The sequence below is a fragment of the Pseudomonas sp. ML2-2023-3 genome, assembly GCF_037055275.1.
Taxonomy (GTDB): Bacteria; Pseudomonadota; Gammaproteobacteria; order Pseudomonadales; family Pseudomonadaceae; genus Aquipseudomonas.
This window is the reverse complement of record NZ_CP146343.1, coordinates 3,508,670-3,523,034: the sequence shown is the minus strand read 5'-3', so window position 1 is coordinate 3,523,034 and position 14,365 is coordinate 3,508,670. Positions and strand designations below refer to the sequence as shown.

Below are 14,365 nucleotides of genomic sequence, written 5' to 3'. Positions count from 1 at the left end.
AGGCATTAGAGTGGACAGCCCCCTCGGTCAACGACGATCGACAGGCCGCACAGGTCATGGGCAACAGCGGTGGGTCAGGCGAAGCAGCCCGATTTAACCCCGCATAAGAACAGGCAAAGACGCCTGGAGCCGTAAGGTTTCAGGCGTTTTTTTTGCTTTTTAATAACTGTGATGGGCTTTGGCGGGTGCTTTATATGAACTCCAATGTTGCCGTGTTGAACAACGTGAAAACCCTGGTCGTAGTGGGCAATGGCATGGTCGGACATCATTGTGTCGAGCAGTTGATCGCGCGTGGCGCGCTGGATCACTACCGACTGCATGTGTTCAGCGAGGAGCCCATGCGGGCCTATGACCGGGTGCACCTTTCTGAATACTTCACCGGTCGCGATGCCGAGTCGCTGGCACTGTCAGAGGCGTCGCTCTACCAGACGCCCGGTGTCACGTTGCACTTGGGTGTCCCCGTACTGGAAATCGATCGCGCCCGGTGTGAGGTGATCACTGCGCAAGGCAGCGTGCCGTACGACAAATTGGTGCTGGCCACCGGGTCTTATCCCTTTGTGCCGCCGATTGAAGGGGCGGAGGGGGATTCACGCCTGGTGTATCGAACCCTTGAAGACCTCGACGCCATACGGGCTGCGGCAATCAATGCCCGACGTGGCGTGGTGGTGGGCGGTGGTTTGCTGGGCCTTGAGGCGGCCAACGCGCTCAAAAGCCTGGGCCTGGAAGCCCATGTTGTCGAATTCGCACCGCGCCTGATGCCGGTGCAACTGGATGACTTCGGTGGCCTGGCACTCAAGATGCAAATCGAACGGCTGGGGGTCGGCGTCCACCTGTCGCGCGCCACCCAGTCGATCAGCGCTGGCGAGCAGTATCGCTATCGCATGAACTTCGCCAATGACGAGTTCCTTGAAACCGACCTGATTGTCTTCTCGGCCGGTATCCGCGCCCAGGATGGCCTGGCCCGTCAGGCAGCTTTGGAGATAGGCCCGCGCGGCGGTGTGGTGATCAACGACGAATGCTTGAGCAGTGATCCGAACATCTATGCCATCGGCGAGTGCGCTTCCTGGAACGGCAGCGTGTTCGGCCTGGTCGCGCCGGGTTACCAGATGGCCCGGGGGGTGGCGGCCGTGTTGTGTGATCAGGCCGCTGAGCCGTTTATCGGCGCGGACATGTCGACCAAACTCAAACTGCTGGGCGTAGACGTCGGTTCCATTGGCGACGCCCACGGCCATATGCCGGGTTCGCGCAGCTATCAGTTTATCGACGAGGCCACGGCCAGTTATCGGCGCCTGGTGGTCGACGCCACGGGCAAGCATGTGATCGGTGCCGTACTGGTCGGCGACAACAGCTACTACGACACCTTGCTGCAATACATGCAAAACAGCATTGCCTTGCCAGCGGAACCTGCCAGCCTGATCTTGCCGTCGTCCACCGGTGCACCCACCCTGGGGCCGGGTTCACTGCCGGAATCGGCGACGGTCTGTTCTTGCCACAACGTCACCAAAGGCGCCATCTGTTCTGCCATTGACGGCGGCTGCGGCGACCTCGGCATGCTCAAGGCGCAGACCAAGGCCTGTACTGGCTGCGGTGGTTGCGCCGGTTTACTCAAGCAAGTATTCGAGCACGAGCTGATTGCCCGGGGTGTGGCTGTCGACAAGAGCCTGTGCGAACACTTCGCCTATACCCGTCAGGAACTTTACGCTCTGGTTCGCGTAGAAGGCGTGACCACCTTTGAAGAGTTGCTGGCCAGCCATGGCCGTGGCCACACCGGTTGCGATGTCTGCAAGCCGGCCGTGGGGTCGATACTCGCGTCGTGCTGGAACCAGCCGATCATGGATGCCTCGCTGGTGCCGCTGCAGGACACCAATGACACATTCATGGCCAATATGCAGAAAAACGGCACTTACTCCGTAGTACCGCGCATCCCCGGTGGCGAGATCACGGCCGACAAGCTGATCGCAATTGGCGTGGTGGCGAAGAAGTACGACCTGTACACCAAAATCACCGGTGGCCAGCGTATCGATCTGTTTGGCGCCCAGTTGCATGAGTTGCCGGACATCTGGAGTGAGCTGATCGAGGCCGGTTTTGAAACAGGACACGCCTACGGCAAATCGACCCGTACGGTTAAATCCTGTGTCGGCAGTACCTGGTGCCGCTACGGTGTACAAGATAGCGTGAAAATGGCCCTGTTGATCGAAGATCGCTACAAGGGACTGCGCTCGCCGCACAAGCTCAAGTTCGCCGTCTCCGGATGCACCCGCGAGTGCGCCGAAGCGCAAAGCAAAGATGTTGGCGTGATCGCTACCGAAAAAGGCTGGAACCTGTATATCGCCGGTAACGGCGGCATGCGTCCTCGTCACGCCGAACTGTTCGCCACCGATCTGGATGACGACACGCTGATTCGCTACATCGACCGCTTCCTGATGTTCTACATCCGCACGGCTGACAAGCTGCAACGCACTTCGGTGTGGCGCGAAAGCCTGGAGGGTGGCCTGGACTACCTCAAAGCCGTGATCCTCGACGACAGTCTGGGCCTGGGTGCCGAACTTGAGTCCCAGATGCAGCTGGTGGTCGATCGCTATGAATGCGAATGGGCCAACACCCTCAAAGACCCTGAAAAGCTCAAGCGCTTTCGCACCTTCGTCAACGACAAGCGTGCAGACCCCGATATCCATTTTGTCCAGGAGCGCGGCCAGCGTCGTCCGATCATGGCTGCCGAACTTAACCTTATTCCTGTTATCGAGGAGATTGCGTGATGAGCCAGTCCAATACCCGGCAAAACCTGGCCACCTGGAAAACGGTGTGCAATGAGCAAGACCTGGTGACCAACTCCGGGGTGGTGGTCTGGTTTGAAGGGGCGCAGGTGGCGCTTTTTTACCTGCCTCAACACGAGGGCAAATCCCTCTACGCCATTGACAACCATGACCCGCAATCCGGGGCTAATGTCATCGGCCGCGGCCTGATTGGCACGATCAAGGGTGAGCTGGTGGTGGCGTCGCCGATCTACAAACAGCATTACCGACTGGAGGACGGCCATTGCCTGGAGTCGCCGCAACAGCGCTTGCGTGTGTGGCCCGCACGCTTGAGCGATGGCCAGGTGGAGCTTTGCGTGGGTTGATAGTGCGGGGGGGCAGGCCTGGCGTGTCACAGGGTCCACCAGGTGCGGTATTTTCAGGTGCCAGAAACGCCAATGCCCCGACGAGTCGGGGCATTGGTCTTGGGGCCTGCTCAGGTTGCGCTGTTACACAACCAGGGCAGGGGGCCGTTCGCGGTGTCTCAAATCAGAACACAACGCCCTGGCTACGCAGGTAGTCATCGTATGTACCGCTGAAGTCGATCACGCCGCTTGGGCTCAACTCGATGATACGAGTGGCCAGGGAGGATACGAACTCACGGTCATGGCTGACGAATACCAGGGTGCCCGGGTAGTTCTCGAGTGCCAGGTTCAGCGCCTCGATGGATTCCATGTCCAAGTGGTTGGTCGGTTCGTCCATGATCAGCACGTTGGCTTTTTGCAGGATCAGCTTGCCGAACAGCATGCGACCTTGCTCACCACCGGAAATCACCTTGACCGACTTGAGGATGTCATCGTTGGAGAACAGCATGCGGCCCAAGGTGCCACGTACCATTTGCTCGCCTTGAGTCCACTGGCCCATCCAGTCGAACAGGGTCATGTCGTCTTCGAAGTCGTGGGCATGGTCCTGGGCGTAGTAGCCCAGCTCAGCGGCATCCGTCCACTTCACAGTACCGGCATCCGGGGTCAGTTCGTTGACCAGGGTGCGCAGCAGGGTGGTTTTACCGATACCGTTCGGACCAATGATCGCGACGCGCTCGCCGGCTTCAACGGTGAAGCTGAAGTCCTTGAACAGGATCTTGCCATCAAAGCCTTTGGCCATTTGCTCGACAATGACTGCCTGACGGTGCAGCTTTTTGTTCTGTTCAAAGCGAATGAACGGGCTGACACGGCTCGAAGGCTTGACCTCGGCCAGGGTGATCTTGTCGATCGCCTTGGCGCGGGAGCTGGCCTGCTTGGATTTCGAGGCGTTGGCCGAGAAGCGGCTGACGAACGCTTGCAGTTCGTTGATCTGGGCCTTTTTCTTGGCGTTTTCAGACAGCAGCTGTTCGCGCGACTGGGTAGCGACGGTCATGTACTCGTCATAGTTGCCCGGGAACAGACGCAGTTCGCCGTAGTCCAGGTCAGCCATGTGGGTGCAGACACTGTTCAGGAAGTGCCTGTCGTGAGAGATGATGATCATCAGGCTGTTACGCTGGGTCAGAATGTTTTCCAGCCAGCGGATGGTGTTGATATCCAGGTGGTTGGTCGGTTCGTCGAGCAGCAGGACTTCAGGGTCCGAGAACAGCGCCTGAGCCAGCAGAACACGCAGCTTCCAGCCCGGCGATACTTCGCTCATCGGACCGTTGTGCTGTTCGATGCCAATACCCAGGCCCAGCAGCAACTCGCCAGCACGGGATTCGGCGGTATAACCGTCCATTTCTGCGAACTCGGTTTCGAGTTCGGCAACGGCCATGCCGTCATCTTCAGTCATTTCTGGCAGCGAGTAGATGCGGTCGCGCTCTGCCTTGACCTTCCACAGCTCTTCGTGACCCATGATCACGGTATCGATGACGGTGAATTCTTCGTAAGCGAACTGGTCCTGGCGCAATTTACCCAGACGCACGTTCGGCTCCAGCATGACCTGGCCGCCAGACGGCTCAAGATCATCACCGAGGATTTTCATGAAGGTGGACTTGCCGCAACCGTTGGCGCCGATCAGGCCATAACGGTTACCTGCACCAAATTTTACTGAAACGTTCTCGAATAGCGGCTTTGCGCCGAACTGCATCGTGATATTTGCTGTGGAGATCAAAGGGGTTACCTATCAAGGGGTTACGCGGTGTGCTTTTGTCGCTTGGGCCAATCCTGGGCCATTCAAGAGCTTTTCCATCTCATCCCAATCACCGCTAGAGTTCAGCCAGCGCGCATAAGTAGAGAGCAACATTTGGACGCTATGGCCAAGTTGCTGAGCAATAAAGGCGGGATTCATGCCGGACATTAAGCATATTGTCGCATAGGTGTGACGACAGTTATATGGCGGGCAGTATCGTATCCCCAGCTTTTCTAGGGGCGGGCGCCTTCGGCAATGGCCCTGTAAATATGGTTTTTGCGTTTTTCCAGATCAACGGCATTCTGGTGCAGGGCAATCGACTCTTGTAAACGCAGCCCTGATTTAGCACTTTGTGTACCTTGCCCTGAAGGAGCGCAGCATCAAAAAATCGACCATTGAGGCGGTTTATTGTTCTTGATCATTGGCATCTGCGCCAGATCGCGAGCTTACAACTCCAACTGATCCGCATTGATCCCAAAAGCCGCCGCGATTTTCTCGCGGGTCGCCTTACGTGGTTTCGAGACGGTTTCTTGCTGGGCGTAAGCCGGTTGGGAAATTCCCAAACGCTTGGCCACTTCCTCCTGGGTCAGGTCCAGGTATTCACGCCATGCGCGAATAGGGGTGGCACCCTCCACGATGCGGCTGACAACGTCATGTGGGATGACATCGCTGTCAGGGTGCTGCGCAACGTATTGCGCGTAAGGGATGACGACGAACGCGGGCTTGCCGTCAGGTCCGTTGATGATTTGTATGTCAGTAGGTGCGTTCATCGCGTTTCTTTACCTCTTGAATGCTGACCACTTTAATCGTGCCGTCCCAGTCGAACAGGACTCGGTAGTTGCCCCACCCGCAGGCGGTATCCGAAGTCGTGGTCAGTCAGTGACTTGATATTTACCACGTCGGGGATGTCCTTGAGTCCGGACACCGCATCACGAATTTGAACCTGATGCCGGGAGTGCAGTTTCAGGAGCTGCTTAACAGCTTTCCGAGTCCAGTTGATCGTGTTCATAAAGATAAATATAAGTCTTTTATAAGTATTCAGGCAGTGCTTGCCTATATTTTACGTAGCTTCAACCCTCAAGCTTTTCTCAATATTGCGGCGCGGGGAGTTTAACTGCTTTCCCGTCAGGAGAACGGAAGCGCGCAAGGGGCTGTAAGGGCATAGGGGATATGAAGAAGGGGTCTTGGACGCGAGCGAAGGCCCTTGGTAAAAAGAGCGTGTTCGTAGAGCGTATTTCAGGAGTTTACTTTGAGAACGTGTAGCGAGCAGGAGTCCCGGATTGCTTGTTGGGACCCGCCCTTGGTAATGGGCAGTGATCAATGGGCTTCAGCATTGAGCTTCGAGTTAATCTACTCCCTGCCAATCTAGGCCAATGACTCAAGGTTTTGGTTCATTGATCACATCTATTCAGGCTGCCCGACGGCTCAAAGCGCGGGCAGTTCGAGCGCCGGGAGGAGCCGCACCCATGCTGCGGTCATCCCTGTATCCATCAGACTGGAGGCCGTCCATTTCAAGCGAAGTGGACGGCCTCTGACGTGTTGTGCTCGACACATCGCTCAAAGCTGCTTGAGGGTCTCCTGGGTTATGGCTTCAAGGCCGGCTTCGGTAATGTGCTTCCAGTCGTTATCCGTGGCCACTTTCACCTTCTCTCTGACCAGGGTTTTCAGGGACAGCTCAGGTGCGCCTGCGGTTTTTATCTGCAACAACGACTTGTTGCGCAGCACCTTATCGAGCACGCCTTCAGCCGTATACCATGACCAGAACTCAATGATGTTGACCTTCACTTCACTGACATCCGGGGCTGTGCGAGTGCCGACCACTTCATAGCCTGCCTGCCGGTAAGCGCTGGCAACAGCATCGCCCACCAGTTCTGAAACCGTATGCCCTTCAGGCAGTAGCACGTCGCCAATGGCCATGTTGTAGTTATTGCGTTTGCGCGCAATCGCCCGCGCAGTAATCGACGTGTCGTCGACCTCGTCATATTTCAGTGAAGGTATGTCGAAGCTGGAAGGCTTGATCTGAAAAACGCGACTGTCCACGGCGCTGATGTATACCTTCTTGCCATTGCTGGGGGCAGGGGTCTGTGTATTGCCAGGTGGCAAGACATTCACGCTCACTTCTGCCCTGTTAGTGGCGCATCCTGCCAGCAGCACCAATGCCATAACCGCCAAAACTCTGCGAACCATCTTTATTACTCCCTTTCCATAGTGCGCCTTCACAGGCTTGACCCAAAAATGGCCAAAAAAGAGTGTAGAAGACAAATCGCAGCTCAATTGCGCGTGTACGGACATTGAAGACACCGTGTGCAGTGGCGTGTTTTATTCAAGTAAGGTATCGCTTTGGTTTGGGCGCTTGGTCTGTCAGGGAGTTACTTGAATGAAACACATACTGTTGGGGGTTGTTCTGGCATCTGTTGCCGCCGTTGCGCAGGCCGGGATTCCTTTGGTTAACGCAACCTGTCCTGGAGGCATTGAGGTCCATGCGGATCGTGGCGGCCCCATTTATATCAACGGCAAAGAGGCCAGGCTGAAGAAGTTCAGTGAAACCTATTTCGAGGCCAAGGGCAGCGGTATCACGATCTCATTGATGATCAATCCAGACGGCTCGGCGAGTGTTTCGTATACAGGCAAGGCCAGAGCCAATGGGATATGCCAGGTAAAAGGGCAGGACACCTGACAAGTACCCCTCTTCAGGTTTTGGTGGAGCGCAGTGGGATAAATCAAATGAACCCCTGAAGACCGCCCATGTGCCGGGCGGCCATAACTGGGTCTGGGTCGTTGGCAATCAACAGTCGATGTTTTTCAGCCCGTTCACTACGCCCTGCAAACGCAGCTTCATGGCTTCACTGCTGCGTTGCATCGGCGCTCGCAATTCGTCATGGATCAGGTCTGCAAGCGCCAGGGCGGCTTTCACCGGAGCAGGATTGGGTTCGATGAACAGGCTGTGAATCAACGGTACCAATCGCAGGAACGTTGCACGACCCTCGGCCAGCTGGTTGTCGCGAATTTGCTGATACAGCGCCACGAACAGCTCGGGATGAATGTGTGCCGAGGCGGCAATTGCGCCGGATGCCCCGAGGCACAATGCACTGAATATCTGGTTGTCTTCGCCGCACAACACATCCACTTTTTGACTGGCCAGCAACGCCAGTGTGTTGGCCTGATTGCCGCCGCAATCCTTGATAGCGACAATCCGCTCATGCTCGACAATGTTGAGCAAGGTCGCTTGTTCGAAGGTCACGCCGGTGCGATACGGGATGTCATAGAGAATGATCGGAACGCTTGAGGCATCGGCGACGGTGTTGAAAAACCCTTCGAGCCCGGCTTGGGACGGGCGGATGTAGTACGGCGGCGGAACCAGCAAGCCTGCCACCGGGCGCTTGAGGATTTCACTCTGAAAGTGCAGCAGTTCGGTCAGATTATTACCGGCCAGCCCCATGACCACCTGCGGTCCTGGTACCTGTTCCAGCACCGCATCCAGCACATCCAACTGCTCACGTTTGCTCAGCGCCGCTGCTTCGCCGGTGGTGCCGCAGACCACAATACCGTCGATGCGAGTTTCCAGCAGATGGCTGACCAGCCGCCGAAGTGCGACAAAGTCGATCGCACCGTTATGGAAAGGTGTAACGAGTGGAACCCAGATCCCTTGAAACGATGACATGTACTGACTCCTGAAGGTTGACCGATTGAGTCACCGCCAGAAGTGCAGAAGGGAAGAAAGCAAGGGAGGAAGTCCGTAGCGCTCATGTCCTGTCAGCCCATCTGACGGGACAGCGCGCCCCGGTCAAATGAGCGACTGTTTCTTGGATTTGGAGGCGATGCAGGCACGACCCGACGCATCGGCATGTAAACCGATATCGCGCAGCATAAGGTCGGTGATTAGCAACATCAGAGGGATCGCCTTCAATCAATGACCCCTTTTTTAGAAGTTTGCCGCGCAGATGTCAACTGGCCATTGGGCCTTGGACTGAAAAGGGCGGGAAGCTCGCAGCAAGGCAGTTGATCGACATTCATCACGTAGCGCCCGTAAGCTAAGACGGGATCTGGGGCCCGGACTTGAACGGGATAGTTATCCTCAACGTGAAACAGGGAGTGACATGGGCTTTTTAGATCGGCTGTTTGGTGGACGCTTCACCATGCCTCCACCCGAAGAAACCAACCTCAGCGCTTCAAAAATCATGAAAGAACTTCGACCGGAGGGGCACGATCCTGCCCGGAAAAAAGCACTTGAGGCTTTTGCCAATGAGCTGGTAGCCCTCGTTCCACAAAAGGAAGGGGCCAGGCTTGTGCGGCGTGTGATGCGTCGATACGCGATGGGAGATGACGCACCCGGCGCCCTCACAGAGGGGCTGTTGAATGACGTCAAAGGACAAAAACTTGAAGCCCTCGTTCTGCTTAGCGTGGACTGGAAGGGTTATGACGTGTTCGAGTATCAAGCGCCCTTTCTGGTAAGCGCCAGTGGCTTGAAAGAACCCTACGTCTATGTCCATGAAGGCGCCTCATCCATGCCCGAGGTTCTCGGCAACCTTGACCAGTGGTTGGCCCGGTTGGGTAAACGTTATCTTCACCTGGACTCGGGAGGGGACAATTACGACGGTTTCATTGTTGATGCTGATCGGGTACCCGGGATTATCGAGTTGGCGGGGCGTGCGGGGATAAAAGTCAGCCTTGAGAATTTTTAGAGGCTTCGCATCTTGATGATGGGACAGGGGCTGATATTGGCCTAAGCTAATTCCAAAATAGTATTTATTTCTAGTTTTTAAGATCGTTTAGCTTTATGCCTCTGCAAGGCGCCGCCCTCAACTGCGGCGCTTTTTTTTGCATCAGGCTTACCGTATTCGGAGCATGGCCTGGGGCGCAGCCCTTATTCCCACTCTGGAGCGAGCAGCACGCCGCCTCCAGGGAGTGCTTGCTCGGAGCTACTGTGACACTGACTCAAACCGCTTCATCAGCAGCCCGGATCGAGCCTTCTCAATGGCTCGCCCATCCCGCCAGCCATCCCGAAAGTGAGGGTGACGTCGTCCTCGAATTGCGAAACGTCACCAAAACCTATCAGCGCAAGAATGCCTCGACGTTGCCTGCCGTCAGCGATGTGAGCCTGAAGGTGCGTCGTGGTGAGGTGCTGTGCCTGATGGGAACATCCGGCAGTGGCAAATCAACGCTGCTGCGCCACATCAATCGCCTGATCGAGCCCTCGAGTGGCGAAGTCCTGATCGAAGGCCAGGCCATCAGCGGCTTGAGTCCCGAGGCTTTGCGCGAGTTGAGGGGCCAGCGCATCGGGATGGTGTTTCAGCATTTTGGCCTGCTGCCCCATCGCACGGTGCTGGACAATGTCGCGTTGCCCCTTGAGTTGCGCGGCGAACCCGAGTCGATTCGCTATGCGGCGGCCACGCTGCAGTTGCAGGCGGTTGGGCTGCAAGGGTGGGGCGATCATTACCCCCATGAGCTTTCCGGTGGCATGCAGCAACGGGTCGGGCTGGCACGGGCATTGGTGACTGACCCCGACATCTTGCTGATGGACGAGCCATTCAGCGCACTTGATCCGACCATCCGCCGGGATCTGCAAACTCATTTTCTGGCCCTGGTGCGTGAACGCGGTATCAGCACATTGCTGGTCACCCACGACCCGGCGGAAGCCATACGTCTTGCCGACCGGATTGCCGTGCTGCGCCGCGGTCGCCTGGTGCAGCTGGGCACACCCCAGGAGTTGCTGGAGCATCCGGTTGACGCTGAAGTGGCGGATTTTTTCCGGGACTGCACCCCAACCCCGTCAGTGCTGCGAAGCGTTGAAAACGTTCCCGTCCCGGCTCCTGAAGGTGCTCCCCGCGAGCAAACGTCCAACCCTGGGTTGAGTGGCTGGCAATCCGTATTGCTGGGCCCCGCTGCCCTGGCCGCACAGGGCAAGGGAGGTGCCTTCTGGCTTACGTTCGTTGCAGAGCTCGCCGCCTTGGCTTTGGTGGGGCAAAACATTGCCAGCGGTTCGTGGCTGGCGATTCTGGTGGCCGTGGCGCTGTTTGGCGTCAGTCGCTATGCAGCGTTCTCGTTGTGCCGCCATCCTGTGCGCAGCAACGCATCGGGTTGGGCGCTGCCTTTGGTGGTATTGCTGGTCAGTCAGGCATTGGTGATCTGGCGTGTCATCACGCCAGACACGACTAATGTGCTGCTGCAGTTCCCGAGCAATCGCCAGGCGCTGTTGCTGACAGCGCAGAGCATCGATGACTTCATTGGCTGGTCCCAGGTGACGTTCGAGAGCGCATTCGTGGGTGTGATCGTTGCGGTCAGGACCGTCATCGAAGGCATCGAAAGCCTGCTGGGCTGGTTGCCGTGGCCGGTTTCGGCGCTGGCGCTGGTGTTTCTGGCGTGGCGCTCGGCGGGCTTGGCGTTGGCACTGACCAGTGGTGCTGCGTTGCTGTACATCGGCCTGTTCGGCTTTTGGGAGCGCACCATCGCCACTCTGGCGCTGGTGGGGTCTTCCGTGTTGATTGCCCTGGTCATTGGTGTACCCACCGGCATTCTGCTTGCCAAACGACCGCTGATACGCAAGGTGATCACGCCCTTGCTGGATGTGATGCAAACCCTGCCAACGTTTGTGTATTTGATCCCTGCCGTGGCGTTCTTTTCGGTCGGCAAGACGCCGGCGGTAATCGCAACGGTGATTTTTGCGCTGGCGCCGATGATTCGCCTGACCTCCCTGGGGATTCAGCAAGTTCCCAAGGATGCCGTCGAGGCTGCGGTCGCCCACGGGGCCAGTCCCTGGCAAACCCTGACCAAGGTGCAACTGCCTCTGGCTCGACGGTCGCTGCTGCTTGGGGTCAATCAAACCATCGTCATGAGTTTGTCGATGGTCGTCGTGGCGGCACTGATCGGCGCTGGCGGCCTGGGCTATGACGTCATGACGGCGTTGCGCAATATCAAGGGTGGCGAGGGCGTGCTGGCGGGCGTGGCGATCGTTCTGTGCGCGCTGATCCCTGATCGAATCATTCAATCGAGCTTGCGCAAGCAAGATCATCTGCACACCTGAACAGTGAGACTTAATGTGAAGACACACGTATTGCGCAACTGGGGCGCTGCTGCACTGTTGGCCTCCCTGATTCTTCCCGCCACAGCCCAGGCCAAGGACAAAATAGTCATTGGCGAGCAAAACTGGACGGGCGCTATCGCCATTCAGTACATCCTGGGGGAAGTGATCAAAACCCGTCTTGATGGCGATGTTTCGTACCTGGCAGGGGATGTCCCGGTGCTGTTCAGTGCCGCGTCCAAAGGCGATGGCTCGGTGGACGTGCTGACGGATATCTGGCTGCCCAACCAGTCGGCAGCCTGGGCGAAATACGTCACAGGCGGCACCCGGTCCCTGGTACCGAACACTCAACCCTACGCGGCCGTGCAGGGCTTTTATATTCCCGGCTATGTGCAGGACAAGTACGGGGTCAAATCCGTCTACGACCTGAAAAAACCGGAAGTGGCCAAGCTCTTCGAGCCTCTGGGCGGCGGCAAGGCCGAGTTGCTGGTGGGGCCTGCCGGATGGGAGTCGACTTACATCGGCCAGATCAAGGCCAAGGATTACGGGTTCGCCGACAAATTCGAGTCGGTGTCCACGGAGGCATCGGTGACCTACGCCAAGTTGGCGTCGGCTTACAAGGCGCAGCGTGGCGTGGTGTTCTATGCCTATACACCGGACTGGATCTTTTCGGCGTTTGACCTGCGTCGTCTGGATGAACCCGCGTTTGACGGCTATGCCCAGGACAACAAAAAAGATGACCCGCTGTACAAGGCCGATGGCTGCTGGAAATTCATCAGCCCGACCGTTGATCCGGACTGGCTGAACAAGAGTCAGATCACCTGCGCCTTCCCGGATGCCAGGGTTCACGTTCTGGCGTCCTCATCCTTGCAGAAACGCGCACCTGAAATTGCCGAGTTCCTGCGCAATGTGGCGATCGAGCCTGCGCAACTCAATGACCTGATTCTGAAGATCGAAAAGGAAAAACTGCCTGCAGACGTCGCCGCCAAGGCGTGGGTCCAGGCCAACGGTGCCATCGTCGACCAGTGGCTCGCCACATCGGCGCCGAAAGTGAGTGCGATCCAATGAGCCACCCATCCTTGCGTTTACTCGATGGCGGCATGGGGCGTGAGCTGCAGCGGATCGGGGCGCCGTTTCGCCAGCCTGAATGGTCAGCGCTCGCGCTGATCGAGGCCCCCGAGTTCGTGCTCCAGGCCCATCAAGCGTTCATTGAGGCCGGTGCACGAATCATCACCACCAACAGCTACGCGGTGGTGCCTTTTCATATCGGGGATGAGCGCTTTGCCAGGGACGGACGCGCCCTGGCCGAGCGGGCTGCAGGCCTGGCCCGTGAGGCGGCATCCGGCAGTAGCGAGCCGGTCACGGTGGCCGGTTCTTTACCGCCAGCCCTGGGGTCGTATCGACCGGATTTGTTTGATCATCAACGTTCGGTCGCTATTCATCGCGAGCTGATCGCCGGTCTGCGGGCTCATGTCGATGTCTGGTTGGCGGAAACCCAAAGCTCCATCGCTGAAGTACGGGCTGTCGTGGAGGCGCTCGGCGCAGAAACCAAGCCACTCTGGGTCGCGTTTACCCTCCTGGATGAGGCCGACGAGCCACCGCGACTGCGCTCATCGGAGACGGTCGCCGATGCCGTGCGTGCAGCGCTCGAGCTGGGGGCGAGGGCAGTGCTGTTCAATTGCAGCCAGCCAGAAGTGATGGCTGCGGCACTCGCCAGCGCACGGGAAGTCATTGGCAGCGTGGATCAAGCCGTTGAGCTTGGGGTTTACGCCAATGCATTTCCTCCTGTCAGTACGCAGGCAAAAGCAAACAGCACCTTGCTGGAGATTCGCAGTGATCTGGGGCCTGAGTCATACCTGCACTGGTCCAGGTCGTGGGTGGCGGCAGGCGCCAGTATTGTTGGAGGGTGCTGTGGTATCGGGCCTGAACATATCGCGCAGTTGCACTCGCATCTGCTGCCGCAAAAAGAGGAGGTCAGCCCATGACTGATGTTCAAGAAGACGTGAATGTTGAGCAGGCTACTTTCGGTGCGGGCTGTTTTTGGGGGGCTGAAGCCGCGTTTCGTTTATTGCCGGGCGTGATCGACAGCCGGGTCGGTTTTGCCCGTTCGCCCATAGATGGGGCAGCGTGGATTGAAGTGGTGCAAGTTGACTTCGATCCGGGGGTGATTGCTTACAGTGGCCTGATCGAACAGTTCTGGACATTGCATGATCCGACTTCGTTCGATCGTCAGGGAGCGGATGTCGGGGTGAAGTACCGTTCGGCCTTGTTTTCCAACTCCGATCAACAAGCCCGGTCAGCACTGGTCGCCATACAGCAACTGGATGCCAGCGGGCGGCTGGGAAAACCGGTGGCCACGGTGATTCTTGCTCTGGGCGAGTTTCAAAAGGCAGATGAAGATCAGCAGCGTTATCTTGAAAAACACGGTGCCAGCGCCTGCGCTATCTGAACGGCTTGCGGG

Annotated in this window: 12 protein-coding genes and 2 pseudogenes; 8 read left to right on the top strand and 6 right to left on the bottom strand. The window is 57.6% G+C overall.

Going from position 1 to position 14,365, the window contains the following annotated elements; all coding sequences use genetic code 11:
• The first annotated feature begins 194 nt into the window (after positions 1-194).
• Positions 195-2,756, top strand: coding sequence for a nitrite reductase large subunit NirB (gene nirB / locus V6P94_RS16145; protein WP_326397873.1), 2,562 nt, complete (start codon positions 195-197; stop codon positions 2,754-2,756).
• Positions 2,756-3,118 carry a nitrite reductase small subunit NirD gene (gene nirD / locus V6P94_RS16140; RefSeq protein ID WP_133078040.1) on the top strand — a complete coding sequence of 121 codons (363 nt, stop codon included), beginning with the start codon at positions 2,756-2,758 and terminating at the stop codon, positions 3,116-3,118. Before nirB ends, nirD begins: the two co-directional genes overlap by 1 nt.
• Positions 3,119-3,281: 163 nt before the next feature.
• Here nirD and V6P94_RS16135 read toward each other — a convergent pair whose 3' ends face one another.
• The 5 genes and pseudogenes from V6P94_RS16135 to V6P94_RS16115 form a co-directional block, all read right to left on the bottom strand.
• The gene (locus V6P94_RS16135; protein WP_133078041.1) at positions 3,282-4,868 is read right to left on the bottom strand and encodes an ABC-F family ATPase; all 1,587 of its coding nucleotides are present in this window, start codon (positions 4,866-4,868) and stop codon (positions 3,282-3,284) included.
• A gap of 12 nt (positions 4,869-4,880) precedes the next feature.
• Positions 4,881-5,129, bottom strand: a pseudogene (locus V6P94_RS16130) (site-specific integrase); the annotation flags it as partial.
• A gap of 203 nt (positions 5,130-5,332) precedes the next feature.
• Complete coding sequence (locus V6P94_RS16125; protein WP_219261846.1) at positions 5,333-5,656, bottom strand: helix-turn-helix domain-containing protein; 324 nt, start codon at positions 5,654-5,656, stop codon at positions 5,333-5,335.
• Positions 5,640-5,895 (bottom strand): annotated as a pseudogene (locus tag V6P94_RS16120) (type II toxin-antitoxin system RelE/ParE family toxin). The gene V6P94_RS16125 and the pseudogene V6P94_RS16120 overlap by 17 nt, the downstream one beginning before the upstream one ends.
• 548 nt (positions 5,896-6,443) lie before the next feature.
• Positions 6,444-7,073 (bottom strand): flagellar biosynthesis protein, encoded by a 630-nt coding sequence (locus V6P94_RS16115; protein ID WP_326397874.1) that lies wholly within the window; start codon positions 7,071-7,073, stop codon positions 6,444-6,446.
• 190 nt (positions 7,074-7,263) lie between these two features.
• On the opposite strand from V6P94_RS16115, the gene V6P94_RS16110 reads away from it, so the two are divergent.
• Positions 7,264-7,563 (top strand): hypothetical protein, encoded by a 300-nt coding sequence (locus V6P94_RS16110; protein WP_133078044.1) that lies wholly within the window; start codon positions 7,264-7,266, stop codon positions 7,561-7,563.
• 108 nt (positions 7,564-7,671) lie between these two features.
• Here the strand turns inward: V6P94_RS16110 and dapA are convergent, their stop codons facing one another.
• Positions 7,672-8,547 carry a 4-hydroxy-tetrahydrodipicolinate synthase gene (dapA, locus tag V6P94_RS16105; protein WP_326397875.1) on the bottom strand — a complete coding sequence of 292 codons (876 nt, stop codon included), beginning with the start codon at positions 8,545-8,547 and terminating at the stop codon, positions 7,672-7,674.
• Between the two features lie 436 nt (positions 8,548-8,983).
• Here dapA and V6P94_RS16100 point away from each other — a divergent pair, with 436 nt between their 5' ends.
• The 5 genes from V6P94_RS16100 to msrA all read left to right on the top strand — a co-directional run bounded on the left by V6P94_RS16100 (position 8,984) and on the right by msrA (position 14,353).
• Positions 8,984-9,568 (top strand): hypothetical protein, encoded by a 585-nt coding sequence (locus V6P94_RS16100; protein ID WP_326397876.1) that lies wholly within the window; start codon positions 8,984-8,986, stop codon positions 9,566-9,568.
• Positions 9,569-9,810: 242 nt separating this feature from the next.
• Positions 9,811-11,907, top strand: coding sequence for an ATP-binding cassette domain-containing protein (locus V6P94_RS16095; RefSeq protein WP_338647683.1), 2,097 nt, complete (start codon positions 9,811-9,813; stop codon positions 11,905-11,907).
• Between the two features lie 15 nt (positions 11,908-11,922).
• Positions 11,923-12,972, top strand: a complete 1,050-nt coding sequence (locus V6P94_RS16090) for a glycine betaine ABC transporter substrate-binding protein (protein ID WP_326397878.1) — start codon at positions 11,923-11,925, stop codon at positions 12,970-12,972.
• Positions 12,969-13,889 carry a homocysteine S-methyltransferase family protein gene (locus V6P94_RS16085; protein ID WP_326397879.1) on the top strand — a complete coding sequence of 307 codons (921 nt, stop codon included), beginning with the start codon at positions 12,969-12,971 and terminating at the stop codon, positions 13,887-13,889. The genes V6P94_RS16090 and V6P94_RS16085 overlap by 4 nt, the downstream gene beginning before the upstream one ends.
• Positions 13,886-14,353, top strand: a complete 468-nt coding sequence (gene msrA / locus V6P94_RS16080) for a peptide-methionine (S)-S-oxide reductase MsrA (protein ID WP_219261852.1) — start codon at positions 13,886-13,888, stop codon at positions 14,351-14,353. The genes V6P94_RS16085 and msrA overlap by 4 nt, the downstream gene beginning before the upstream one ends.
• The last annotated feature ends 12 nt before the right edge of the window (positions 14,354-14,365 follow it).